This window comes from Bacteroidota bacterium, from assembly GCA_016722565.1.
In the GTDB taxonomy this organism is placed as follows: domain Bacteria; phylum Bacteroidota; class Bacteroidia; order 2-12-FULL-35-15; family 2-12-FULL-35-15; genus 2-12-FULL-35-15.
Window position 1 is genome coordinate 1,085,825 of sequence record JADKIU010000002.1, and the last position, 24,968, is coordinate 1,110,792.

The window sequence follows — 24,968 nt, forward strand, 5'->3', positions numbered from 1 at the left end:
ACCTATTTACTCAAGTACAAATTTCTCTCACTATAAATCGTGTGAAAGAATTCATCTGTCAAGTCATCAATGAAGTATATCGCCTCTCCAGTTGATTTCATTTCCGGTCCAAGTTCTTTGGTTACTTCCGGGAACTTTTCATAGGAGAACACCGGAATTTTAATTGCGTATCCTTTTTTTCGAGGAGTGAATTTAAAGTCCTTCACTTTGGCGCCCAACATTACTTTTGTTGCATAGTTAACGTATGGCTCGTCATACGCTTTGGCGATAAACGGAACCGTACGCGATGCGCGTGGGTTTGCTTCAATGATATATACTACCTCATCCTTAATCGCGAACTGAATGTTCAACAACCCAACTGTTTTTAAAGCGATGGCAATTTTCTTGGTATGGTCTTCCATTTGCTTAATCACATTCTCACTTAAATCAAATGGTGGAAGAACAGCGTACGAATCACCGGAGTGAATTCCTGCAGGCTCAATGTGTTCCATCATTCCAATAATGTAATTATCTGTTCCATCACAAATCGAATCACTCTCCGCTTCTATTGCTCCTTCTAAAAAGTGGTCCAACAATACTTGATTGCCCGGATGGTCTTTTAATAAATTCACAACATGTTGCTCCAACTCTTGCTCGTTGATCACAATCTTCATGTTTTGTCCACCCAATACATAACTCGGGCGCACCAACAATGGGAATCCTAATTCTTTTGATAATTCAACTGCTTGTTCTGCATCTTCAATTACTCCGAATTTCGGATATGGAATACCATTCTCTTTTAGCAAGTTCGAGAAACTTCCTCTGTCTTCCGCCAAATCCAATGATTTATAATCGGTACCGATAATCTTAATTCCGTAGCGCTCTAACTTTTCTGCCAACTTCAATGCTGTTTGTCCGCCTAACTGCACAATCACACCTTCCGGTTTTTCATTTAAGATAATGTCGTAAATATGCTCCCAGAAAACCGGTTCGAAATATAATTTATCCGCTACATTAAAATCGGTTGAAACTGTTTCAGGATTACAGTTAATCATAATCGTTTCGTAACCACATTCTTTGGCAGCTAATACTCCATGCACACAGCTATAGTCAAATTCAATCCCTTGTCCGATACGATTCGGACCGCTTCCCAACACTACAATTTTTTTCTTGTCGGATGCAATGGATTCATTTTCATCTTCGAATGTACTGTAGTAATAAGGTGTTTTCGCTTCAAACTCAGCAGCACAGGTATCTACCAATTTGTAAACACGATTAATTTTCAAATCTCTTCGTTGGTTAAACACTTCACTCTCCAAACATTTCAATAAGTGAGCAATTTGTCTATCAGCATATCCTTTTTGTTTTGCTTCGTATAAAAGTTCACGCGGCAAATCTTTCAATGAATATTTCGAAATTTCATTCTCTAATAAAATCAACTCTTCAATTTGGTTTAAGAACCAAGGATCGATGCGGGTTAATTTTTGAATGGTTTTGATGGAAATCCCTAATTTGATTGCATCATAGATGTGGAATAAACGATTCCAGCTCGGACGCTCCAAGCTTTTTAATAACTCATCTTGATTTTTTACTTCTTTACCATCTGCACCTAAACCATTGCGTTTGATTTCTAAACTCTGACATGCTTTTTGCAAAGCTTCCTGGAAGCAACGTCCAATGCCCATTACTTCACCCACCGATTTCATCTGAAATCCTAATTCACGATTCGCGCCTTTGAATTTATCAAAGTTCCAACGTGGAATTTTCACAATGACATAATCCAATGTCGGCTCAAAAAAGGCCGAAGTAGATTTGGTAATTTGATTTTGTAATTCATCCAAATTAAATCCAATCGCCAGTTTAGCTGCAATTTTTGCAATCGGGTAACCGGTAGCTTTACTTGCTAATGCGGAAGAACGGGACACACGCGGATTGATTTCAATCGCGATAATATCTTCTGAATCATCCGGGTTCACCGCAAACTGCACATTACATCCACCCGCAAAATTCCCGATGCTGCGCATCATTTTTATCGCCATGGTACGCATCTTCTGAAACGTACTATCGGACAAGGTCATTGCCGGTGCAACTGTGATACTATCTCCGGTATGAACACCCATTGGATCGAAATTTTCAATCGAACAAATGATTACGACATTATCATTACTATCACGCAACAATTCCAACTCATATTCTTTCCAGCCCATAACGGCTTTATCAATCAATACTTCGTGGATTGGTGAAGTATGTAAACCTCTATCAATTGCTTTATCAAAATCTTCTTTTACGTATACTACTGAACCGCCACTTCCACCAAGGGTAAATGATGGACGAATTACCAATGGAAAACCAAACTCTTGAGCAATTTCTTTCCCTTCTAAAAACGAACGACAGATTTTAGATGGCGCCATGCTCACTCCTATCGATTCCATGCGAGCACGGAACTTATCTCTATCTTCTGTAACTTCAATCGCTTCAATATCTACCCCAATCATTCGAACACCATACTTTTTCCAGATGCCCATCTCATCGCACTTCATCGCAAGGTTCAATGCAGTTTGTCCGCCTACTGATGGCAAAACCGCATCAATATCTTTGTTCTCTTCTAAAATCTTTACAATCGACTTCACTTCCATTGGCAACAGGTAAACATTCTCTGCTGTTACTTTATCGGTCATGATGGTAGCCGGATTCGAATTAATCAACGTTACTTTCACTCCTTCTTCGCGTAACGAACGAGCGGCTTGCGAACCGGAATAATCAAATTCACATGCTTGTCCGATTACAATTGGACCGCTCCCGATGATTAAAACTGACTTTATGGAATTATCTCTTGGCATAACTGATTGTTGGTTCTTAGTTGTTTGTTGCTAGTAAGCTTGTTAGAACTGTCATTTCGTCCCGATAGCTATCGGGAGGAGTAGAAAAATCTTTTCTGCATAAATACTCACCTCATTATCGCTCACGAAATTACTTATAAAACCGCCTTTTCTTTAAAAATTCTATTAACAAGTTTTCAAGAAAAAAGGGCATAAAAAAAGCCTTTCCAATAACGGAAAGGCTTTTATATTGATAGAAGTGAATCACTTTCTATTTATGTGTTTTTTCGTCAGAAACTGTTAATTTTTTTCTTCCTTTAGCTCTACGAGAAGCTAATACTCTGCGACCATTTGCAGATGCCATTCTCTCACGGAAACCGTGTTTGTTTTTTCTTTTTTTAGTGGATGGCTGGTAAGTACGTAATGCTTTCATTATTTCTGTTATTGTTATGCTCTTCTTATTTTGAAGAACTATTAATTATTGTTCTTTTTCTAAATTCGGACTGCAAAGATAGAAGTTTTTTCTTTTCTACAAACTTTTTAATGAAATTGATGTTATTAAACAGAAAATTCGCCTTTTTTAAGGTATTTCAGCTGCCCATCCGTCTTAGAAAAAGGGCAGAATTAACAGTAAAACACAAGCTCAGCGACAAAAAATCATACATTTGCACCACAATTTTTGAATAAATGGCCAGAAAAGCGAAAGAAACAGACGATTTACCGAAAGCAAAAGTCAATAAAACCTCCTTAAAAAAGGCATTGCGTATATTCCAATATACCGGTAAACACAAGTGGAAGCTTTATTTAGGAATGGTCTTTTTGCTTTTGACAGGAGGTACTGCCTTACTTTTCCCAATGATGTTGGGAAATTTGATTAAAACAATCGAACAGAAGGATTTTACTACCATTAACGACATTGGTATCTATTTGATAATTGTGTTGAGTTTACAATCGGTTTTCTCCTATTATCGAATTTACCTTTTTGTTAATTATACAGAAAACACCTTGGCCTCCCTTCGTCAAGCCGTTTATGCCCATTTGATTCAATTGCCAATGAGCTTTTTTGTGCAGCAGCGCGTTGGCGACTTAAACAGCCGTATGTCGGCTGATATTTCGCAAATTCAGGATACATTAACCACCACCATCGCAGAGTTTTTACGCCAGTTTATGCTGGTTGTGGGCGGAATCGCTTTATTACTATATATTTCCCCAAAACTGACCTTAATGATGCTTGCCATTGTTCCGGTTGTTGCTGTTGCCGCAGTTATTTTCGGACGATTCATAAGAAAAACGTCTAAAAATGTACAGGAAAAAATTGCTGAATCCAATACGGTGATTGAAGAAACCCTTCAGGGAATTACCAATGTAAAAGCGTTCGCAAATGAGTTTTTTGAAAATGCACGTTACAAGAAAAGCACTGAAGAAATTGTAAAAAATGCCATTAAAGGTGGCACCTACCGCGGTGGATTCGCTTCCTTTATCATTTTCTGTTTGTTTGGCTCCATCGTAGCTGTTATCTGGTATGGAGTATATCTGGCATCACAAAATCAATTGTTAATTGGCGACCTTATCTCCTTTATTCTTTATTCAGCATTTGTAGGTGCCTCTTTTGGTGGTATTGCCGAATTGTATGCACAAATTCAAAAAGCAATCGGTTCGGTTGAACGCGTTTTCGATATCTTAGATGAACATCCGGAAGCACTGGATATCAGCGGATCAAATACAAACATTAAACGTGTTGAAGGAAATGTTCGTTTTGATGAAGTGGCGTTTACCTACCCTTCCCGAAAAGAAATTCAAGTATTAAAAAACATTACACTTACAGCAAAAAAAGGCGAAACCATCGCAATTGTCGGACCAAGTGGCTCCGGAAAATCTACCTTAATCGGATTATTATTGCGCTTTTATGATCCTGAAAAAGGAACCTTATACATTGATGAAAAAGATGCCAAAAGTTACTCTTTAACTGAATTGCGTAATAACATGGCCATTGTACCTCAAGATGTTTTATTGTTTGGTGGAACCATCAAAGAAAACATCGCTTATGGTAAACCGAATGCGACCATCGCAGAAATAGTCGAAGCAGCCCGAAAAGCAAATGCATTGGAATTTATTGACACCTTCCCGGAGAAATTCGAAACGGTTGTAGGCGAACGAGGAATAAAACTTTCGGGTGGACAGCGTCAACGCATTGCGATTGCACGTGCTGTGTTAAAAGACCCAAGTATCTTAATCTTAGATGAAGCCACCAGCTCCCTCGATTCGGAATCGGAAAGAGTGGTACAGGAAGCATTGGATAAATTAATGGTTGGACGCACTTCCTTTGTGATTGCGCATCGTTTATCGACCATCCGCAAGGCAGATAAGATTGTGGTTATCGACAAAGGTGCGGTACGTGAAGTGGGAACGCATGAAGAATTAATGCATCTGGATAATGGAATGTATCGTAGCTTGAGCAATTTGCAAATGCAATTGACTTAAGGCATTGGTAAGAAAACAACCTTCTTTGTTTCAAAAAATTCTTCCGTAAAATAATAGTGTAGGTTGTAGTAAGTGATGCGTTTTTCAAAGTCTTTCATCTCTTCTTTCAAATCGCCACCTTTCAAATACAAAATCCCGTTGGGTAAATTATTAAATTGATTTTTTGATACCTTATTCTGCACCCATCTGTAGAATGTAGGAAATTCAGTAACTGCACGACTAACAATAAACTCAAATTTTTCTTTCACCTCCTCGGCACGCTTATGCTCTGCTCTTACATTTTTTAAACCTAGTGCTTGTGCAATCTCATTCACTACTTTTATTTTTTTACCAATCTAATCGACTAAATAGAAATTCGTCTCCGGAAATAAAATCGCTAATGGAATTCCAGGGAATCCACCTCCACAGCCAACATCCATCACATTTGTTTTCGGCTTAAATTGCATCACTTTCGCGATTCCCAAAGAGTGCAAAACGTGACGTTCATACAGCAAATCGATGTCTTTTCGGGAAATAACATTGATTTGTGCATTCCACTCTTCATACAAGCTTTGCAATTTTGCAAACTGCTCTTGTTGAGTGGCTGTAATATCCGGGAAGTATTTGAGAATAATTGAAATCAAAGTGAATAGGTAACTAGGTGATTAGGTGACTAAGTGAATAGGTAACGTGTATATTATATTTTAGTAAAGGATAAATCAAAACAAAAGTGATTGGGTGAGCACACTATACTTAATCACATAGTTACTTAGTCACCTAGTCACTTTCTAAATTTTTCCATCGCTGTTCTTCAAAATATTTGCTAAAAACTCTCTTGCTCTAAACAACTGTGCTTTCACTGTTCCTAAAGGCAAATCTAATTTTTCAGCTATTTCTTCGTACGACAATTCATCAAAATAACGCATCTCCACTAAAATACGGTAACGTGGTTTTAACTTCTCTACCACCTCACGCATGTGCTTCACCTTTTGCTTCTTCACCATGTTCTCCTCCGGGTTCAAGCCTTCTGCCTTAATATCCATACTCATCTCCCCTCCTTCATCATTTTCAAATGTGCGGTCGATGGAGAAAGTTGTCATCTTTTTTCTTCTGATAAAATCAATACAGTTATTGGATGCGATCTTAAATAACCATGTACTGAATGCATAATTTGGTGTATACTGGCTTAAACGTTTAAACGCTTTACCAAACGCTTCAATGGTCAAATCATCCGCATCATCTTTGTTATTCACCATTTTTAGCAACATAAAATAAACCGAATCGCGGTAACGGCCCATCAATTCAGCATACGCTTTTTGATCGCCTTTATCCAAAGCTGCACGAATCAAATGATAATCGTGCACTGCTTTTACTGAAAGATTCGGGTCAAATTCTAATTCATCCATAATAAACTCAACAAATTATTTTATGTTTTATTTCCACTTATTCTTTTTCATCAACATATTCGATAAGGTAATCATCGGATAGATGAACAACAATAGCACTTCAATGATTGGCGCTAACAACAACAAATCCTTTTCTGCCAATTGCTTCATCGACTTGTTAAAGATAATCAATTGTATTAACAAACGCAAAGCAAAAAGCGACAATACGATAATCGGTTGAAATTGCAATACCAAGGCTGTTGCAAACGAGATAAAGAATAAATACTGACTACCACTCACCATCATCAAACGAAATTTACTCCCTCCATTATAAAACTTAAACGTGGTCACATGTCTGCGCTTTTGACGGAACCACGATTTAAACGTTTTCTTTACGCGGGAAATGGTATGACTTTCAACACTTACCTCTATTTTTGAATTACGTTTGGTTGCTGCTTCGTTTACAAACAAATCGTCATCCCCGGATTCAATATGGTAATGAGATGCAAACCCTTTCATCTTAAAAAACAACGACTTCTTATACGCTAAATTTCGCCCTGTTCCCATATAGGTTTTGCCCGCAAGCGCAAACGACAAAAACTGAATAGCAATCATAAACGTATCGTAACGGATAATTTTATTCAAAAAACCTTTTTGCTTTTCATAACCGCCATAGCCCAACACAATCTCCGTTTCATCCCTAAAGTGCTGCATCATATCTCGCAACCAATATTTGCTATTCGGGCGGCAATCAGCATCCGTTAAAAGCATGTGTTCATTGTTTGCGCCTTTAATTCCCATCATCAATGCCACCTTTTTACCATGCGAATAGGTATCATCTTCTTTGATGGTCACTATTTTTAAATTGGAATGCTTTTTCGCAAACTCCTTTAAAAAATCTGCTGTATTGTCCCACGAACAATCATTCACCACCACAACCTCAAAATTGGGATAATCCTGATCGAATATTAATGGTAAAAACTCAGCAAGGTTATCATCCTCATTTTTAGCACAAATAACAATGGAAGCAGGAGGCGTATTCGTTGGCAGCTCTTTCTTTTTATAAAATGCCAACCTGCTAAAAAAGCCTAAATAATACCACAACTGCACCAACAGCGCCAATGCAAACACTCCAAATGCTAACAACCCCAATGAAAAGACTGTAAATACTGAAAAATCCATGTTTTATATCCTATCCTTTATTAAACCCTATAGTCACACAAAAATAGATTTAAGGTTCTTTAGTATTCTCTTATCTTTGCGATGATTTAAACAAAGTAATTAACAATGGGATGTATAATGTATGAGGGGAAATGGAAAAGGGAGGATTTGCTTTACATTTTACATCTTCCATCATACATCATCCATATTTAATGAAGTTCACAATCTCCCATAAAGACAAAAACAGTAAAGCCAGAGCCGGAGAGCTTGTTACCGACCATGGCACTATACAAACACCTATTTTTATGCCGGTTGGAACAGCCGGTACCGTTAAAGGCGTTCATCAGCATGAACTAAAAGAAGACATTAAAGCGCAAATCATTTTGGGGAATACCTACCATTTGTATTTACGTCCGGGTTTAGAAATAATCGAACAAGCCGGTGGTTTGCATAAATTCAACGGCTGGGACAAACCACTCCTGACCGACAGTGGTGGCTATCAAGTATATTCTTTGTCCAATTCACGCAAATTAACGGAAGAAGGTGCTAAGTTTACCTCTCACATTGATGGTAGTAAACATATTTTTACCCCTGAAAATGTAATGGACATTCAACGTATCATTGGTGCCGATATCATTATGGCATTTGATGAATGTACACCCTACCCATGCGAATACGATTACGCGAAAAAATCGCTTGACATGACCCACCGCTGGTTAAAACGCTGTTGCACCCGATTTGATGAAACTGAGGGGAAGTACGGCTTTTCACAAACGCTTTTCCCTATTGTTCAAGGCAGTGTATACCCTGATTTACGTAAAAAATCAGCGGAGTTCATTGCTGAACAAAACCGCGAAGGAAATGCCATTGGCGGCTTATCCGTTGGCGAACCGGCCGAAGATATGTATGCCATGACCGAAGTGGTATGCGACATTTTACCGGTTGACAAACCCCGTTACCTCATGGGCGTTGGAACCCCAATTAATATTTTAGAATCCATTGATTTAGGAATTGACATGTTTGATTGTGTTATGCCGACACGCAACGCTCGACATGGTTTGCTATATACCCAAAACGGAATCATGAACATGAAAAACGAAAAATGGAAAAATGATTTTTCTGTGTTGGATGAAACCGGAACCTCCTATGTGGATAAGGTATACACCAAAGCCTATGTTCGCCATTTGGTTCATTCACAAGAATTATTAGCAGCTCAAATCTGTAGCATTCATAATTTGGCGTTTTATTTGTGGTTGGTAGGCGAAGCACGCAATCAAATTGTGGCTGGAACGTTTAGGGAATGGAAAAATAAAATGGTGCAACAATTAGGAACAAGATTATAATTGAAATTATTAGATCGTTATATCATTCGTAAATTCCTGGGGACGTTCTTCTTCTCCATGGCACTCATCATCTTAATTGTGGTGGTGTTTGACATTTCCGAAAAAATTGATGATTTCATTAGCAAAGAAGCACCACTCGAAGCCATCATTTTCGACTACTATTTTAACTTCATCCCGTTCTTTTTAAATTTATTCAGTCCGCTCTTCACCTTCATTGCCGTTATCTTTTTTACATCTCAAATGGCAACCCGTACCGAAATTGTAGCCATTCTCAGCAGTGGGATTAGTTATACACGTTTGCTGTATCCGTATTTATTATCTGCAACTGTTATTTCATTGCTCTCCCTTTACCTCAATCATTTTGTGATTCCCCATGCAACAAAAAAACAAATTGAGTTTGAAGACATTTACATTCGTAATCAATTTCACAATCACGATCGGAACATCCACAAACAAATATCACCGGGCAACTATATTTACATCGAACGATACAGCACCGAAGAAAATACCGGATATAAATTCTCAATCGAAAAATTCAACAAAGGAAAACTATATTATAAATTGATGTCGGAGAGCATTAAGTGGGACAGCATCAAAAGCAATTGGACCATCAACAACTATTATGTGCGTTACATTAACGGCATGGAAGAATTTGTGACCAAAGGAGTAAAACTCGACACCACCCTTAGTTTTACACCAAAAGAATTTGGCAGAAAAGACAATACGGTGGGCACCATGGATTATTATGAACTGAACGATTACATCGAAGAAGAAAAATTAAAGGGTTCCGACAATATTGAAACCTACGAAATTGAAAAATACAGACGTACCGCATTTCCATTTGCGACATTCGTATTAACCCTGATTGGCGTTTCCATTGCCAGCAGAAAAATCAGAGGAGGTATCGGAATGCATATCGGACTTGGCATTTTCATCAGCTTTACCTTTATTATGTTTATGCAGGTGAGTACCACCTTTGCCGCAAGCGGACTGGTTTCACCAATTGCTTCCGTTTGGATTCCGAATGTATTGTTTGGCTTTTTATCTTGGTATTTGTTGAAGAAGGCGCAGAAGTAGTTGATTATCGCACTGTCATTCCGACCAACGTGGAGGAATCTAACTAAACATTGTCTGCAATTCATAATATATTTCTCGACTCCTCCCGATAGCTATCGGGACGAAATGACAAACAAATAACATTTAACTAACAACCATCAACTAACTATCCCAATCTCCCTTCCCAAACAAAACATCCTTCAAACTTTTCTTTCAAATCAGTTACCTTTTCAAAAATTCCAAATACTGTTGAGCCGCTTCCACTCATCGCAGAATAAATTGCACCTTTCGAATATAATTTTTCTTTGATGTTTTTTAATTCCGGAAATTGAGGAAAAACAGAATCTTCAAAATCATTGTGAACACATTCCTTCCATTGTTCCAATGGTAAATTCAAAATATCATCTTCGAGTGAACGACTTGGTTGTTTTGGTTTTACGCCACTGTAAGCTATTGCTGTATTGATATGAATATTCGGATAAACCAACACCACATAATATTTACTCAAATCTAATTTCATGGATTCATATTCATCTCCGCGTCCTTCCGCAAAAGAAGGTTTGTTGCTCACAAAGAAAGAGCAATCACTTCCCAGTTGACGCGCATAATGATGCATCTCGCCCCAGGAAATTCCAAGTTCGAATTTATCATTCAATAGTTTTATGAAAAATGCTGCATCAGCCGAACCACCACCCAAACCGGCACCAATAGGAATATGTTTGTGCAAATGAACTTTCACCGCAGGAACAGGATAATCTTGTGAAACCAAATGATAGGCAAAATAACAAAGGTTATCCGTTGCATCACCCGGAATTTCAATTCCCGATGACGTAAATGTAAAACGCGCTGCATCGGATTCTGTATTTTCAATTACCTCCAACGCATCACTTAAACCTACAGGATAAAATACACTTTGGATATTGTGATAGCCATCATCGCGTTTCTCGATAATGTTGAGTCCGATATTTATTTTTGCATTTGGAAAAGTAATCATGGTACAAAGTAAAGAAATTTACTGTTTAACAAACTTTACACTTCCACCATTTTGTATATCTTTCACAAAGTAAATTCCATTTGATAAAAATGAAACATCGATTGTTTCTGTTCTATTAATTTTCGAATTGAAGAATTCTTGTCCTAATAAATTTACAATTGAAATGTTTGTTGGTTTTGTTGTTTCAATCGTGAGATTGTTTGATGTTGGGCTGGGGAAAAGGGAAATAGAATTATTATTTGTGTTGTATTCAATTATCCCAACAGGCAATTGATTCAATTTATGAATAAAAATATCTTGACTACTTGCTGCAGATAAATTATATGCCACTCCGGTGGGGTTAAAATCTACAGTATTATTAAAAACTCCCGTTGTATAAACATCATTCATTTTGTTAACTACAATTGCAAATGGATAATCAACTCCTGTTCCACCCATTCCAACAGCCCAATCAAAATCACCTAAAGTATTTAATTTTAAAATAAATATATCAGGATAAATAGTAGTTCCTGGTCCACCAGCTCCATAGGTAAAAGATAAATTAAAAACTCCTACTCCCGGATCAAAATCTACAGTTCCTTCATAAAAACCTGCTGTATAAACATTACCAGAACTATCGGCAAAAATTGAGTTTCCTCCACAAAGATATGAGCTCGACCCCATACTTCTAGCCCAAACAAAATTTCCAGAAGCATCTAATTTTGAAATAAAAATATCACCTGTTCCTATTGGTGATAAAGCATATACTCCTGCACCTGGATCAAAATCTGAATATGAATAAAAACGACCTGTTAAAAAAACGTTACTACTGCCATCAATAGAAATTGAATTCCCAAAATCAGAAGAACTACCTCCGATACTTTTTGCCCATAATAAATTGCCTAAAGAATCTAATTTTGCAACAAAAACATCACTGCTTCCTGATGAACTAAGATTAAAAACTACTACACTTGGATCAAAATCAGAAACGCCTTTAAAAAATCCTGTTACATAAATATTGCCCAATACATCAAGCCCTATTGAACTTCCATAATCATCTAAAGCTCCTCCCATTTTTTTCGCCCACACAAAACCACCGGAAGAATTTATTTTTGAAATAAAAACATCATTAATTCCTGAAGACAACAAACTAAATACTCCAGCACCTGGATCAAAATCGGATGTTCCTTTAAAAAGCCCTAAAGAGTATACATTCCCAAATGCATCCACTTTTATAGACATACCTTTGTCATCAGAGCTCCCTCCCATTTGAATTGCCCAAACAAAATTACCAAGGGAATCCAATTTTGAAATAAAAATATCATCACTACCAGAAGACGTTAAATTATATATTCCTGAACCTGGATCAAAATCAGCACTTCCAGAAAAGGAACCAATGATATAAATATTCCTATTCAAATCAAGACTAATACAATTTACGGCATAACCAACGGCCCCTGCTGCTATCTGTTTTGCCCAGACAAAATTGCCTGAAACATCTAATTTTGAAATGAAAATTCCACCAGCTGTGGCTGACAAATTAAACACCCCAATTCCCGGGTCAAAGTCGACAGTATTGCTAAAAGTACCTGTTGTGTAAACATTTCCATCCTGATCTGCCAAAATTGACACTCCTACATCACTTGCAATGCCACCAATTTGCTTCGCCCACTCAAATGTTGGAGTTTGAGCGGACAAAAAAATCGGAACTAAAACGATAATGAATAAAATTAAACGCTTCATAATTAAATTTCTTTATTAGTAAATATACAAAAATAACAGCCCGACTCCCTAATTACATACATGACGAATATCATTTTGCCACCTCAGCGATAATTCTATATTTGTTTAAACGCTAAACCTTTTACCATGAATCAACCACCACAATTCGGAGAGCATTTAAACTATGCCCATTTGTTATTTGAGCAAGGAAAAGACATGCTGTTTATCGAAACCAAACTCAAAGAAAAAAACATTGAACCGCAGGAATTAGAAGAAATTCTTAAACAAATTAAACGCCTGCACCATAAAAAACGGAATAAAACCGGAACTCAATTAATTATACTAGGTGTTATCCTATTAGGCATCGGATTTATTACCAGCATCCTCCTCCATTTAAACGGCTCCACCGCCCTCGACTTTCCTCTTTACGGCCTAACTGCCACAGGAATTGTTGTACTCATTGTCGGACTCGTATTCCTGTTTCATTAGACCCAACAGCCTAAACATCCTGAATAACAACACATTATAATATTCGCGCTTTTTTAGTATTTTAGCACCCTCTAAACTATTAAAAGCATAACGCATGAACTATTTAGAATTTGAAAAACCAATTGAAGAATTACAAGAACAATTGGATAAAATACAGGAAGCTGCAGTGAAAAGTGGTATGGATGTTTCCAAAATCACTTCTGAGATGGAAGAAAAGATCAAAGAAGCAAGACTGAAAATCTATGGAAACCTTACTCCATGGCAACGTGTTCAAGTTTCACGTCACCCCGACAGACCTTATACCTTAGCCTATATCGATTCAATGACCGAAGGTACATTCATGGAATTGCATGGCGACCGTACCGTGAAAGATGACAAAGCAATGGTAGGTGGTTTCGGAAGTATTGATGGAAAAACCGTTATGTTTATTGGTCAGCAAAAAGGTATTAACACCAAAATGCGCCAAATCCGTAACTTCGGTATGCCAAACCCTGAAGGATACAGAAAAGCATTGCGCTTAATGAAGCTGGCTGAAAAATTCAACAAACCTATTGTTACTTTAATTGATACTCCGGGTGCATTTCCGGGATTGGAAGCAGAGGAACGCGGACAAGGGGAAGCTATTGCAAGAAATTTATTAGAAATGTCACAATTAAAAGTTCCTGTTATCTGCATCATCATCGGTGAAGGTGCTTCCGGTGGAGCCTTGGGAATTGGAATTGGCGACAGAGTATTGATGTTGGAAAACACCTGGTACTCGGTTATTTCTCCTGAATCATGTTCTTCGATCTTGTGGAGAAACTGGAACAATAAAGAACGTGCTGCCGAAGCTTTAAAATTAACTCCGGATGATATGCTTGGTAATAAGTTGATTGATGGCATCATCAAAGAACCTATTGGAGGTGCTCACACCGATCAACAAGCAACCTTCAAAACGGTGAAAGAAGAAATTTTAAAACACTTGGCTGTTCTTGAAAAACTAGATCCTAAAAAACGTGTTGCGCAACGCATCGATAAGTTTTGTGCGATGGGTGTCGTGAACGAGTAAGTATAGTCTTAATGGAACGCAGATTATCATGATCTTCATGATAAAAAATGATTTTCCCTTTATGTGTTTTGGGGATTTCGGATGCAAATTTGCCTATGGACAAGGCGAGGTCTTAGTAGATAAACTCCGCCAACTTATCCGGATTGGTCAAGCGTGCACTTTTATGAATTGTATTCCACGATACATTTATCAAATTGGCTTGCTCCGAAAAATAATCGTACAACAAGGTATTGTAAATTGAAACCGTTCCCTTTCCTTTGAAATGAAGAACTTCTTGGTAACACCAAACGGCATCGTTTTCTACTTCAAATCCAACAAACTCTAATTTCAACAACTTCCCTCCCACATTTATTTTTAAGTTCTTTTCGAAATAACTGATCAGCAATGCTTCCACTTCTTTATTATTTTCAGAAACACTCAAATCCACACGTTTGTTCGCAAATCGAGCCAACGATACTTCCAAATCATCCATAAAGAGTTTTGTACTCACATCCAACGTATGCTTCTCCGTATTGACATTCACTTCCGTTAAACCCACATAATATTTATGAGCAACAGATAAAAATGAACTCATCGAAAGCAGTATTATCAAACTCACAAAACAAATTCTTAACCTTTTTATATTTTTCATAACGTCATTTAAATCCGACTGTCAAAGACAGTAATCTGCTTTAATTAAACCTAAAAATAAAAATCTGCGAATCAGTGACAAGAACTACCAACCATTGAACAAATTTAACGAATTACCATAAGCCAAACCAACCATTCATCATATTTGAGTATCACTTATTGCTTTTTTCCTTAGATTTATTGAAATTTAATTTGATTCGAATACAATGAGAAAACTTACATCCCTGCTTGCTGTCCTTATAATTTCAAATGCTGCTCTCGCTCAAAACATTCAAAACAATCCCAAATCCAATCATGGAAATAAATTTGAGCAATTGGGAACCATTTTGCCGGATGCAAACAATTTCCGTTCTGCTTCGGGTGCTCCCGGAAGTCAATACTGGCAACAAAAAGCAGATTATGTAATTGATGCATTCCTTAATGAAAAAACATTGACACTCGAAGGCGAAGAACAAATCACCTATACCAACAACTCTCCGGATAATCTTACTTATTTATGGTTACAACTGGACGAAAACCAACATAACCCGACTAATGAAGCTAACTATTTTGATGGCAGCAGAGTCACACAACCGGTTACCGACCAACAACTCATCGGATTGGATGTAAAAAAACAACTGGATGGCGGTGGAGTAAACATTGTGTATGTAGAAGATGCTACCGGTAAAAAACTACCATTTACCATCAACTACACCATGATGCGAATTGACTTACCTCAAGTTTTAAAATCCGGACAGCAATACATCTTTAAAATAAAATGGAATTATAAAATACCTGAACGTACCCGCATCGGTGGCAGAGGCGGTTATGAGCCGTTTGAAGATGGAAGCGCTTTGTTTACCATGGCGCAATGGTATCCGCGTATGTGTGTATACAACGATTATGGTGGATGGAATAACAAACAATTTACCGGTAGAGGTGAATTTTCATTAGCATTCGGTGATTATAAAGTAAGTATGACCGTACCTGCCGACCATATCATTGCAGCTACCGGAACCTGCACCAACTACAATGAAGTATTAACTCCGGAGCAATTAACAAAATGGAAAACTGCCGAAACTGCCGACAAACCTATTGAAATTGCAACCCTTGCTGAAGCAAAAGAAAAAGAAAAAGCACCTGACAAAACAAAATTCAAAACCTGGAAGTACTCGGCTGAAAATGTACGCGACTTTGCTTGGGGCAGCTCCCGTAAATTTGTTTGGGATGCGATGGGAATCAAACAAGGAAACAAAACCGTGATGTGCATGAGCTATTATCCAAAAGAATCGTATGCCTTGTACAATCGCTATTCAACGAAAGTTGTAGCGCATACCATCCGCACCTATTCAAAATACACCATTGATTATCCTTATCCGGTAGCAATCAGCGTGGAAGCTGCCAACGGAATGGAATACCCGATGATTTGTTTTAACTATGGACGAACAGAACCGGATGGAACCTATACCGAACGCGTGAAATACGGAATGATTGGAGTAATCATTCATGAAGTGGGACATAATTTCTTCCCGATGATTATCAACAGTGACGAACGCCAATGGAGCTGGATGGATGAAGGCTTGAATACCTTCTGCCAATTTTTAACAGAACAGGAATTTGATAACAACTATCCTTCCAACCGCGGACCGGCTGATAAAATTGTAGACTATATGAAGTCGACAAAAAATGAGTTGGAACCCATCATGACCAACAGCGAAAACATAAATAATTTCGGAGCAAACGCTTACGGAAAACCTTGTACCGCTTTAAATATTTTGCGCGAAACAGTAATGGGGCGCGAGCTATTCGATTTTGCATTCAAACAATACGCAACACGCTGGGCGTTCAAACACCCTACTCCTGCTGATTTTTACAGGACAATGGAAGATGCTTCCGGTGTGGATTTGGATTGGTTTTGGAGAGGTTGGTTTTATGATACTGATCCTGTAGATATTTCATTAGACAGCGTAAAAATGTTTACGGTAAAAAACTCAAAAGAAGTTCCTGAGAAAATAGAAACATGGAAACGCCCGGAAGTAAAAGAAACGGCAGAATTTCAACACGTTTCAAAAATCAGAAACAAACAAAGTGGTATGAAGTTTTTAGTGGATACAGATACTGCTTTAAGAGATTATTATTTTTATAACAAAGCACCAAAAATTATTTATCCGGATAAAATAAAGTACAATGCCAATGCAAAACTCAATGTGGTTACCGATGAAGAAATAAAAGCATTTGAAAATAATTTCTACTACGAATTGGTATTTTCAAACAAAGGGGGCTTGGTGATGCCCATCATCATCCAATGGAATTATGTTGATGGCACCAGCGAAACCGAACAAATCAGTGCGTACATCTGGAGAAAGAACGAACAAAAAGTGGTAAAGACATTTGTGAAATACAAAGAAGTGAAATCCATTTTGATTGATCCATTCAAAGAAACAGCAGACATCAATGTAGAAAACAATTCATGGCCGAAAATGACCACCAAATCACGTTTTGAAGTGTACAAAGCAAAACGTGGAAGTCGTTACGATACAAACGATGTTAATTGGATGCAAAAGAATAAAGGAAGAGGGAAGTAATGTGTAAAAAACAGATTTTCATATTCTCCCTTGTAACAACATTATTCATTTCTTGCACATCCGGAGAGCGTGAATTAGAAAATCAATTAAAGAAATTGGATGGTGAAATTGCCGTGTTGGATAGCACAATGGGAGAAGTCGTTGACAGTTTAAAGTCAGCAGATCTGAATCCGCTTAAATTCAATAACATTTCTGAAGTTGTTTATGATAAACATTCGACAACGTGGGTTAAAATAGAAAAGGACTCCCCTTCTACTTGGCTTCATTTTAATCTCTATCAACCCGACACATTACAAATTGAATTCACACCCGAATGCTGGGCGAGTTTCCCAATAATTGCTTCAAAAGAAAAGATAGTCGTATACTGGGACAACAACCTTGATACAAAATATGATTTTCCTATTGTTAAAGAAATAAATAAAACAGAAGAGTCATTCATTGGTAAGCCCTTTATCATTTTTAGCCTTAAAAACGACAGCACCCTCAGCGCAAATTACATTTATCCGGAATTAATCGAGCGATTGAATCAATCAGAAAAAGAGAGACTACTTTTTCCTGAAACATTTATTGCAACTTATACATACAGGTAATAAACTAACTCGTGTGATCCATCACAATCACCCAGCGGGTTTCTGTTTTTCGCCATACCAACGTAAAATAACCTCCTACATCTCCTTTGTTGCTTTTATCTCTTTTTAAATGCCACTTTCCTACAACAAACGTGGTACTTGGAGAAACTTCATCGATGCTGATAATCGTGAAATCCAATGTGCCCATGGTCGCTTTATCAGGATACGATTTTTTATAATTGTCTAATGTATTTTGCCAACCATACGTAATTCCATTCTTTCCAATAAATTTCAGACTATCACTCTTCCAGTAAGCCGACATAAATCCATCAATATCTCCCTTGTTCCAAGCCAATTCTTGCTCATCCATTATTTTGGCAATAAGCGCTTTCACATCTTCCTGAGAGAATGTAGTTGATGTAAATAATAGTAAAGAGAATAATAGAAGTAGCTTTTTCATAGTATATTTTTTTTGAACGTCATTGCGAGGAACGAAGCAATCTCTCATAATTGGATTCCTTGCCAATATTTGGAAAGATTGCTTCGTTCCTCGCAATGACGCTCAGTAAAATTCATAATTTCATTACCCTCCAATCGTCACACTCGCTCCACCATCTTTAGCATCTGTTACTGGAGCTTTATCCGTAAACTTGCGTGTATTGTTATCAGGTGTTCTGTCAATTAATTTATTGTACGGATCAATTCCAACTTTCACAGGCTCTTCATTCACCAGAATTTCAAACTCCATTTTATTTTTATCAATCTTCCGTTTTTGTAAATACAATTCGGTTTCTGTTTTTTTACCTTTCACATCTTTGCTACCAAACACCCCTACATCAATCCAATCAGCGATGGCTACATCTTTCAGCTTACCAATGCTGTCCGCTTTCATTTTTTTACAATCGATGGATAGTTTCACCAAATATTTTCCATCCGGTGTTTTAGTATAAGAACATTTTGTGGTTTTGTTTTCATACAACGTAATCGTTTCAAACATATCGTTGATGATGTATTTCAAACTATCCGGTGTTGCTGCTTTTATAAAACTTAAAAACTCTACCGAATTGGTATATGGTGGTTCCTGATACGCAACTTTTTTAATGTACTTCGCCAAAGCCGCATTCAGTGAATCTTCTCCAATATAATCACGCAAGGCATACATCACCACACTGCCCTTGTTGTAATGGATGTACAACTGATTTTCACACAACATCAATGGTTTTTCTTTTTTACCTTCCAATGCACGTCCTTGTAAATATCGATTCATTTCATATTTCAAGAATTTTTTCATGGCTTGTTTTCCAAACTGTTTTTCCATCACCATCAAAGCCGAATACTGACTCATCGTTTCCGACATCACTGTTCCTCCTTGTACATTTCCTCCTATCACTTGATGTGCCCACCATTGATGCGCCACCTCATGTGCCGTAACATAGAACGGATAATCCACCGACTCCGGATCCAACGAATCAACTTTTGCAATAAATCCTATCCCTTCCGAAAACGGAATGGTATTCGGGAACGATTGCGCAAATGTTCCATGTATCAATGAGAACTCTAAAATGCGCACCTGGCGGTGTTGATACGGACTAAAGTTCGTTGTATAATAATCCAACGATTTTTTAATTCCATTAATCATTCGATCAATGTTGTACTCATGTCCTTTGTGATAATAGATTTCAATTGCCACCGGTTCTTTATTTGCAGAGCCTGCACCAGGAATCCATTGGTCGCGTTTTACTTCGTAACGAGCAGACAAGAAAGAATAGAAATTTAAAATTTTACAATCCATTTTATAATGGAAATATTTTCTGCCATCTTGTTCCCACTCTTTTAAAAGATATCCCGGAGCAATGGCAACCTGATCACTTACGGTACTCAACGTACATTCAAAGTCAATCCAATCGGCATCACTGCTGATATAAGTGTTTTTCAATGCAGTGGAATCGTTTACATTGGCCATGCGTTCTTTTTTAGCCAGTCCTTGTTTTTTACGATCCGAATCATCCGACAACTCTGCTCCTTCCGGATACCCGAAACTTGGTAAAAACATACTGTTAAAGAATGTTCCGTTGTAAACTACAGCCGTTCCTGCATCCGAATTTTTAAATCCTTTCGGGAAATGCTCTAGGTTCATTTCTACTTTCATGGAATCACCCGGCATTAACTTTTTAGCCAGTTTGTAAATTCTAAATCCTGCATCTTTATCATCCAACGCAAGTGTTGCACCATACACTGAAGGAAACTCAAAGGAATTCAACTTTATTTCCGGATACAAATTCAACAACACACTATCAATCGGTTGTGTTGTTTTGTTTTTCAACCAATAGTAGCCATTCATCTTTACACCACGCTCATTCGGGAAAATATCCACATTCCAATTCGCACCGATAATACGCGGCTGTGGTGTGTTGCTTAATCGTTTATACTTTTTCTCAAACTCTGCTTGCGCTTTTTGTTGCTTGCTTTCAGAAATATTTTTATTCAACACATTTGTATTGTAATAGATAAAACCACCGAAAAATAAAAACGAAGCAATACTTAAGCTCATTGCCAACTTCGCTTTCGTATTAAACGATGCTTTCGCTACACGGAAACGATTTTTAAATCCACCTTCTTTCCCTCTGTTCCAAAACAAATTAGAGAGCACAATCAAAATCATTCCAAAACTTAACCAATACGATTTATAAATCACAAACGTATACAGCTGATGTCCGTATCCATTCATGTCGGAATACGACATGCGCGGACCGCTGCTATTAAATTGATACAAGCCATTGTCCCAGCCCATCGCATTTGCCAAGATGGGCAACACCACAATTAAAATGGCAGAAACGGAATAACCCACAAATTTTTGATTGAAGAACACTTGAATCGACATGGATAAAATGCACATCAAAATCAAACCGATAAATTTAAAACCATACAATTCTTTGATGTAGAGTAAAAAATTAATCTCATAAAATCCATCGTACAACTGAATGAAGACACCTGTAATCATAATCAGCAAGAGCAAGGTTGCTTGCATCATAATCAATCCCATTAACTTTGATAAGAAGGACGTCCAAGTTGAAATCGGTGCAGCACCTACTAACTCATCCACCTTTGCATCCTTTTCTCGCCACACCACAATGCCCGAATAAAAAACAATTAATACCGGAGCGAAAATCATGAATACAATTCCGCTGATTAATAACACCTGATACGTCACCATCAAGGTTGGTGTTCCATACAATTGAGCAAATACAGGCGACACCAAGGTTAACACCAGCATACATACCAATGCAATGATGATAAAGAAAATGGTTTTCACCACTTTGAAATATTCAAACTTTGCCAAATACCAAATCTGATACAAGCTGAATCGGAAATTAAATACTTGAGTTACCTTCGGCAAGTCGGATAACGATAACAATGGAACGGAAGCAATGGATTTGATTTCTTCTTTCTTTCTTCTGAATAAGGAGAATGAAACCGGATTATTAAATTGTGAAAACTGGAATCGGGAATAGGTAAATACTGTTATTCCTAAGGAAATACCCAACCACAACAAACGGTTGTACAACAACATTCCACTCATGGGAATGCCCAAAGTGTTTTGTTCTTCAGCCGACCAATATTTTGTAGCATTCGCAAATGCCTGATCTCCGAATGGATCTAACAATGAAGTAAGATCTTGGTTTTCGATATCCGACAACAACAAAGGAGAAATCCCTTTTAACACCAGCAAAATAATTGCACCGACATAGGCTGCAATCATGTTTCTTGAAAAAGTAACCAACGAAAAGAAAATAGCACCGACCAATAAAATATTGGGAATCGCAAAAACAAAAATGGTTGAATGTAGTTTATCAGGTTGAATACACTCAACCGCTCCGGCTCAATTCCCGGAATCGCACAAGTAACAACATGCCCAACAATAGCACCGGTAATCACAAACATCGCTACTAAGAAGGATGCAAAGAAACGCCCAAACATATAACCAAATTTGGTAATGGGATTGGTGAACAACAGCGGATGCATGTTGTATTGAAAATCTTTATACACTGCAGGAGCGATGATTGTAATTAGGATGATTATTCCGACAATGTCGGTAATCAAACCATTTAAACTTTCGGCAATAGCTTTTGCTGAGTTAATCGTAACATTTGTATCACCGGAAGTGCCAATCAACCCCGACAAAGCAGCAGTTGCAAACATCGACAAACCAAAGAACACAAAAAAGAAAATATACGTAGCCGGTTTTTTCAACCAGAGTTTTAATTCGAATAAGAATATTTGTTTGAACATAGATATAGGTGACTAAGTAACTAAGTGACTAGGTGACTGGGTAATTTTTAGTTAGTAATGGTTGCGAAATACACATCTTCCAAATCCGCTACCAACGGAGCAAAAGAGCCATCTGGTTGAGTGGAGTTAAATACATGGATCTGAATTTTTCCTTCTACCACCTTTGTAGAAATCACTTTATGCGCCTCTTTATTTTCTGTCAACTGTTCTTTATCGATCAGCTTCATCCAAATTTTGCCTTTCATATCATCAATGGCCTGGTTCGGTTTGCCATACAACAATACCGTTCCTTGATTCATGATCGCCATTTTGGAACAAAGATTCCGAACATCTTCTACGATGTGAGTCGACAAAATCACAATGATATTCTCACCAATCTCACTCAATAAATTATGAAAACGATTGCGTTCCATCGGATCCAATCCTGCTGTTGGCTCATCCACAATAATCAATTTCGGATTTCCCAACAACGCTTGTGCAATTCCAAATCGCTGACGCATCCCACCGGAGTAATCGCCAATATTTCTTTTTCTCGCTTCAAATAAATTAGTTTGATTCAATAACCCTTCACAAACTTCCTTGCGTTCTTTCGGATTATTAATTCCCTTCAGAATTGCAAAATGGTTAATCATATCCCAAGCCGACACACGTGGATAAAATCCGAAATCTTGTGGCAGATAGCCCAACACTTTTCTCACCTCATCTTTTTGTTTGAGCACATTCAACTCACCCAACATAATTGTTCCACTATCCGCTTCCTGCAACGTTGAAATGGTACGCATCAACGATGATTTCCCTGCTCCGTTCGGGCCAAGCAATCCGAACATGCCGCTGCCGATTTCCAAGTTGATATTATTGAGTGCTTTTAAACCATTTGAATAGGTCTTTGATAAGTTTTGAATCGATAAGTTCATAGGTAGCTTTTATTTTTTTGAGGGTATGACGTATACCCCAAAGATATGTTACAATAGAGTTGACTTTAATCCTTTATGATTAATGGTCATATGTCTTGATTAATGGTTGGTTCTTATCTGCAAGCCTTAAAGCTGAGGAGTAACGTAAATAGTTTTTCCTTTTGCATCTTTTTTAGCCTGTAATATTTGTTTTCGATTGCGATTGGGATCATACGATACATGTACCCAACGAAAACCGAATTCATCAATCAACTGATCAAATGGCAAATTCAATGCTTTTATTTTTTTGAATAATTTTTGATTCCCATTTGTCAAATCAATAATATCTACTGCATGTCCGGTCATGTGCTGACTTTTACTCGCACCGCCAATGGCTTTATTGAGCGCAGGACAACGATAACCGCTGTTCACTGTTATGGGTGTTCCCAATGCATCGCGCAAGGGCTGTAAAACATTTACACACAATGCTTTTAAGTTGGCAACCACTTCCGGTGGTGGATTGTATTGTTCATCATCAAACTTTCGATGACTTGTCATTAACAATTCGTGAAGTGAAAAATTTTTGCTAAGTTTTTGATTCGCGATCATGTTGGTTGTTAGTTGTTAGTTGTTTTATACTATTTTCCATCTCCCATCTTCCATTTCCCATTTCCCATCTTCCATTCTTATACAATAATCCCATACGCTTCTTTAAACGCATCTTTTGCATAATCGAAGCTGGCATAGGCAAATCCTTTATGCCCCCAATCGGTTCCCCAACTGTTACGGATGATAAAATGGGTTTCGGTATAGCCGACAATTGAAATGGCGTGTCCACCTTCCACCGACTTTTTATCAAACTTAGTTAACAAACCATCTTTCTTCACATAGTTCCAGGAATTGTCGCAATCCAAGCAAGTCAAAATCGGACCTTGAAAGGCCAGCCAGGCTTTGAACAACTCGATTTTCTCCGATTGTTTTTTAGTAAGGTTATAATACCCTTTTACCTTATACTTGCCTGCTACTTTTAAAAAGTTGGCTTCCTTGATTTTTACCAATCGCCCTTCAAACGGAAGGTGGTCGGCTTTTAATGCACCAAATTTTTTGGTGACTTTTAGAGCCGATTTTAAACTCGTTCCCGAATCGTCAATAAATGTTGTAGGATAATCCACATATTCATCCATCTCTTTGGAAGCCATCCAGATGAAACGAACCGACATACTTTCGCCCGGTTTTATCTTTTTAGCCTTTGTAAAATGGTATCTCAACAACGAATCAGCAGTTGCCCAACCTACACAGGCTCCCGTTTCTCCTTGATTGCCGATTTTCCACCATTTTGCCCTTAAATCTACCGATTTGGGAAGTTTTTTATTTTTTACATTCAGCCCTAGCTCCCGGGCTTTGTCGGCATGCCAGTCGTCCTGCTTATCACGGGAAGGCACACAATTGAAAATTCGTTTTGTTTTTGCCATATCATCGATTTTGATGCAACCTTTTGGTACTTTTTTCCATCATAAATATAGTACTTTGATTCATCAGACCTAAAAATATTTAAATATCTTTGTAGTATAACATTATCTATCAAAA

At 37.7% G+C, this 24,968-nt stretch carries 20 protein-coding genes and 1 pseudogene; 7 read left to right on the forward strand and 14 right to left on the reverse strand.

Annotation, left to right across the window (positions count from 1 at the left end):
• Nucleotides 1-2: 2 nt before the first annotated feature.
• On the reverse strand, nucleotides 3-2,819 hold the full coding sequence (gene carB, locus IPP64_10310; protein MBL0329789.1) for a carbamoyl-phosphate synthase large subunit: 2,817 nt from the start codon (nucleotides 2,817-2,819) through the stop codon (nucleotides 3-5).
• A gap of 250 nt (nucleotides 2,820-3,069) precedes the next feature.
• Nucleotides 3,070-3,231 (reverse strand): 50S ribosomal protein L34, encoded by a 162-nt coding sequence (gene rpmH / locus IPP64_10315; GenBank protein ID MBL0329790.1) that lies wholly within the window; start codon nucleotides 3,229-3,231, stop codon nucleotides 3,070-3,072.
• 254 nt (nucleotides 3,232-3,485) lie between these two features.
• Here rpmH and IPP64_10320 point away from each other — a divergent pair, with 254 nt between their 5' ends.
• Nucleotides 3,486-5,279 (forward strand): ABC transporter ATP-binding protein, encoded by a 1,794-nt coding sequence (locus tag IPP64_10320; GenBank protein ID MBL0329791.1) that lies wholly within the window; start codon nucleotides 3,486-3,488, stop codon nucleotides 5,277-5,279.
• On the opposite strand, the pseudogene rsmG reads toward IPP64_10320, so the two are convergent.
• The 3 genes and pseudogenes from rsmG to IPP64_10335 form a co-directional block, all read right to left on the reverse strand.
• Nucleotides 5,276-5,899: pseudogene (gene rsmG / locus IPP64_10325) on the reverse strand (16S rRNA (guanine(527)-N(7))-methyltransferase RsmG). The gene IPP64_10320 and the pseudogene rsmG sit on opposite strands and share 4 nt — an antisense overlap.
• Before the next feature lie 147 nt (nucleotides 5,900-6,046).
• Nucleotides 6,047-6,664, reverse strand: a complete 618-nt coding sequence (locus IPP64_10330; protein ID MBL0329792.1) for a sigma-70 family RNA polymerase sigma factor — start codon at nucleotides 6,662-6,664, stop codon at nucleotides 6,047-6,049.
• Between the two features lie 27 nt (nucleotides 6,665-6,691).
• A complete protein-coding gene (locus tag IPP64_10335) occupies nucleotides 6,692-7,825 on the reverse strand; it encodes a glycosyltransferase (GenBank protein ID MBL0329793.1) in 1,134 nt (377 codons plus the stop codon).
• A 191-nt stretch (nucleotides 7,826-8,016) separates the two neighbouring features.
• Here IPP64_10335 and tgt point away from each other — a divergent pair, with 191 nt between their 5' ends.
• Together tgt and IPP64_10345 are read left to right on the forward strand one after the other, a co-directional pair.
• On the forward strand, nucleotides 8,017-9,147 hold the full coding sequence (gene tgt, locus IPP64_10340) for a tRNA guanosine(34) transglycosylase Tgt (protein MBL0329794.1): 1,131 nt from the start codon (nucleotides 8,017-8,019) through the stop codon (nucleotides 9,145-9,147).
• On the forward strand, nucleotides 9,148-10,224 hold the full coding sequence (locus IPP64_10345; GenBank protein MBL0329795.1) for an LptF/LptG family permease: 1,077 nt from the start codon (nucleotides 9,148-9,150) through the stop codon (nucleotides 10,222-10,224).
• A 145-nt stretch (nucleotides 10,225-10,369) separates the two neighbouring features.
• Here the strand turns inward: IPP64_10345 and IPP64_10350 are convergent, their stop codons facing one another.
• Complete coding sequence (locus IPP64_10350; protein MBL0329796.1) at nucleotides 10,370-11,197, reverse strand: 4-(cytidine 5'-diphospho)-2-C-methyl-D-erythritol kinase; 828 nt, start codon at nucleotides 11,195-11,197, stop codon at nucleotides 10,370-10,372.
• Nucleotides 11,198-11,215: 18 nt separating this feature from the next.
• The gene (locus IPP64_10355) at nucleotides 11,216-12,919 is read right to left on the reverse strand and encodes an SBBP repeat-containing protein (protein MBL0329797.1); all 1,704 of its coding nucleotides are present in this window, start codon (nucleotides 12,917-12,919) and stop codon (nucleotides 11,216-11,218) included.
• Nucleotides 12,920-13,045: 126 nt separating this feature from the next.
• Between IPP64_10355 and IPP64_10360 the strand changes: the two genes are divergently transcribed.
• Entirely contained in the window at nucleotides 13,046-13,387 is a 342-nt protein-coding gene (locus tag IPP64_10360) for a hypothetical protein (protein MBL0329798.1), read from the forward strand.
• 94 nt (nucleotides 13,388-13,481) lie between these two features.
• A complete protein-coding gene (locus IPP64_10365) occupies nucleotides 13,482-14,435 on the forward strand; it encodes an acetyl-CoA carboxylase carboxyltransferase subunit alpha (GenBank protein MBL0329799.1) in 954 nt (317 codons plus the stop codon).
• Between the two features lie 112 nt (nucleotides 14,436-14,547).
• On the opposite strand, the gene IPP64_10370 is transcribed toward IPP64_10365, so the two are convergent.
• Nucleotides 14,548-15,009 carry a hypothetical protein gene (locus IPP64_10370; protein MBL0329800.1) on the reverse strand — a complete coding sequence of 154 codons (462 nt, stop codon included), beginning with the start codon at nucleotides 15,007-15,009 and terminating at the stop codon, nucleotides 14,548-14,550.
• 262 nt (nucleotides 15,010-15,271) lie between these two features.
• On the opposite strand from IPP64_10370, the gene IPP64_10375 reads away from it, so the two are divergent.
• The gene (locus IPP64_10375; GenBank protein ID MBL0329801.1) at nucleotides 15,272-17,629 is read left to right on the forward strand and encodes a M1 family metallopeptidase; all 2,358 of its coding nucleotides are present in this window, start codon (nucleotides 15,272-15,274) and stop codon (nucleotides 17,627-17,629) included.
• Nucleotides 17,629-18,219 (forward strand): hypothetical protein, encoded by a 591-nt coding sequence (locus IPP64_10380; GenBank protein ID MBL0329802.1) that lies wholly within the window; start codon nucleotides 17,629-17,631, stop codon nucleotides 18,217-18,219. The genes IPP64_10375 and IPP64_10380 overlap by 1 nt, the downstream gene beginning before the upstream one ends.
• A 4-nt stretch (nucleotides 18,220-18,223) precedes the next feature.
• On the opposite strand, the gene IPP64_10385 is transcribed toward IPP64_10380, so the two are convergent.
• The 6 genes from IPP64_10385 to IPP64_10410 all read right to left on the reverse strand — a co-directional run bounded on the left by IPP64_10385 (nucleotide 18,224) and on the right by IPP64_10410 (nucleotide 24,853).
• Nucleotides 18,224-18,658 (reverse strand): nuclear transport factor 2 family protein, encoded by a 435-nt coding sequence (locus IPP64_10385; GenBank protein MBL0329803.1) that lies wholly within the window; start codon nucleotides 18,656-18,658, stop codon nucleotides 18,224-18,226.
• 123 nt (nucleotides 18,659-18,781) lie between these two features.
• Nucleotides 18,782-21,958 carry a hypothetical protein gene (locus IPP64_10390; GenBank protein MBL0329804.1) on the reverse strand — a complete coding sequence of 1,059 codons (3,177 nt, stop codon included), beginning with the start codon at nucleotides 21,956-21,958 and terminating at the stop codon, nucleotides 18,782-18,784.
• Nucleotides 21,955-22,488 (reverse strand): hypothetical protein, encoded by a 534-nt coding sequence (locus IPP64_10395; GenBank protein MBL0329805.1) that lies wholly within the window; start codon nucleotides 22,486-22,488, stop codon nucleotides 21,955-21,957. Before IPP64_10395 ends, IPP64_10390 begins: the two co-directional genes overlap by 4 nt.
• Before the next feature lie 47 nt (nucleotides 22,489-22,535).
• Complete coding sequence (locus tag IPP64_10400; GenBank protein ID MBL0329806.1) at nucleotides 22,536-23,402, reverse strand: ABC transporter ATP-binding protein; 867 nt, start codon at nucleotides 23,400-23,402, stop codon at nucleotides 22,536-22,538.
• Between the two features lie 126 nt (nucleotides 23,403-23,528).
• Nucleotides 23,529-23,990, reverse strand: a complete 462-nt coding sequence (locus IPP64_10405) for a DUF882 domain-containing protein (GenBank protein ID MBL0329807.1) — start codon at nucleotides 23,988-23,990, stop codon at nucleotides 23,529-23,531.
• Between the two features lie 77 nt (nucleotides 23,991-24,067).
• On the reverse strand, nucleotides 24,068-24,853 hold the full coding sequence (locus IPP64_10410) for a C1 family peptidase (GenBank protein MBL0329808.1): 786 nt from the start codon (nucleotides 24,851-24,853) through the stop codon (nucleotides 24,068-24,070).
• Nucleotides 24,854-24,968: the final 115 nt, after the last annotated feature.

Bases quoted from the DNA above. Each gene is read 5' to 3' on its own strand.
- carB (MBL0329789.1), bottom strand. From the start codon at position 2,819: ATGCCAAGAGATAATTCCATAAAGTCAGTTTTAATCATCGGGAGCGGT.
- rpmH (MBL0329790.1), bottom strand. From the start codon at position 3,231: ATGAAAGCATTACGTACTTACCAGCCATCCACTAAAAAAAGAAAAAAC.
- IPP64_10320 (MBL0329791.1), top strand. From the start codon at position 3,486: ATGGCCAGAAAAGCGAAAGAAACAGACGATTTACCGAAAGCAAAAGTC.
- IPP64_10330 (MBL0329792.1), bottom strand. From the start codon at position 6,664: ATGGATGAATTAGAATTTGACCCGAATCTTTCAGTAAAAGCAGTGCAC.
- IPP64_10335 (MBL0329793.1), bottom strand. From the start codon at position 7,825: ATGGATTTTTCAGTATTTACAGTCTTTTCATTGGGGTTGTTAGCATTT.
- tgt (MBL0329794.1), top strand. From the start codon at position 8,017: ATGAAGTTCACAATCTCCCATAAAGACAAAAACAGTAAAGCCAGAGCC.
- IPP64_10350 (MBL0329796.1), bottom strand. From the start codon at position 11,197: ATGATTACTTTTCCAAATGCAAAAATAAATATCGGACTCAACATTATC.
- IPP64_10355 (MBL0329797.1), bottom strand. From the start codon at position 12,919: ATGAAGCGTTTAATTTTATTCATTATCGTTTTAGTTCCGATTTTTTTG.
- IPP64_10360 (MBL0329798.1), top strand. From the start codon at position 13,046: ATGAATCAACCACCACAATTCGGAGAGCATTTAAACTATGCCCATTTG.
- IPP64_10365 (MBL0329799.1), top strand. From the start codon at position 13,482: ATGAACTATTTAGAATTTGAAAAACCAATTGAAGAATTACAAGAACAA.
- IPP64_10370 (MBL0329800.1), bottom strand. From the start codon at position 15,009: ATGAGTTCATTTTTATCTGTTGCTCATAAATATTATGTGGGTTTAACG.
- IPP64_10375 (MBL0329801.1), top strand. From the start codon at position 15,272: ATGAGAAAACTTACATCCCTGCTTGCTGTCCTTATAATTTCAAATGCT.
- IPP64_10380 (MBL0329802.1), top strand. From the start codon at position 17,629: ATGTGTAAAAAACAGATTTTCATATTCTCCCTTGTAACAACATTATTC.
- IPP64_10385 (MBL0329803.1), bottom strand. From the start codon at position 18,658: ATGAAAAAGCTACTTCTATTATTCTCTTTACTATTATTTACATCAACT.
- IPP64_10390 (MBL0329804.1), bottom strand. From the start codon at position 21,958: ATGATTGCAGCCTATGTCGGTGCAATTATTTTGCTGGTGTTAAAAGGG.
- IPP64_10395 (MBL0329805.1), bottom strand. From the start codon at position 22,488: ATGTTCAAACAAATATTCTTATTCGAATTAAAACTCTGGTTGAAAAAA.
- IPP64_10400 (MBL0329806.1), bottom strand. From the start codon at position 23,402: ATGAACTTATCGATTCAAAACTTATCAAAGACCTATTCAAATGGTTTA.
- IPP64_10405 (MBL0329807.1), bottom strand. From the start codon at position 23,990: ATGATCGCGAATCAAAAACTTAGCAAAAATTTTTCACTTCACGAATTG.
- IPP64_10410 (MBL0329808.1), bottom strand. From the start codon at position 24,853: ATGGCAAAAACAAAACGAATTTTCAATTGTGTGCCTTCCCGTGATAAG.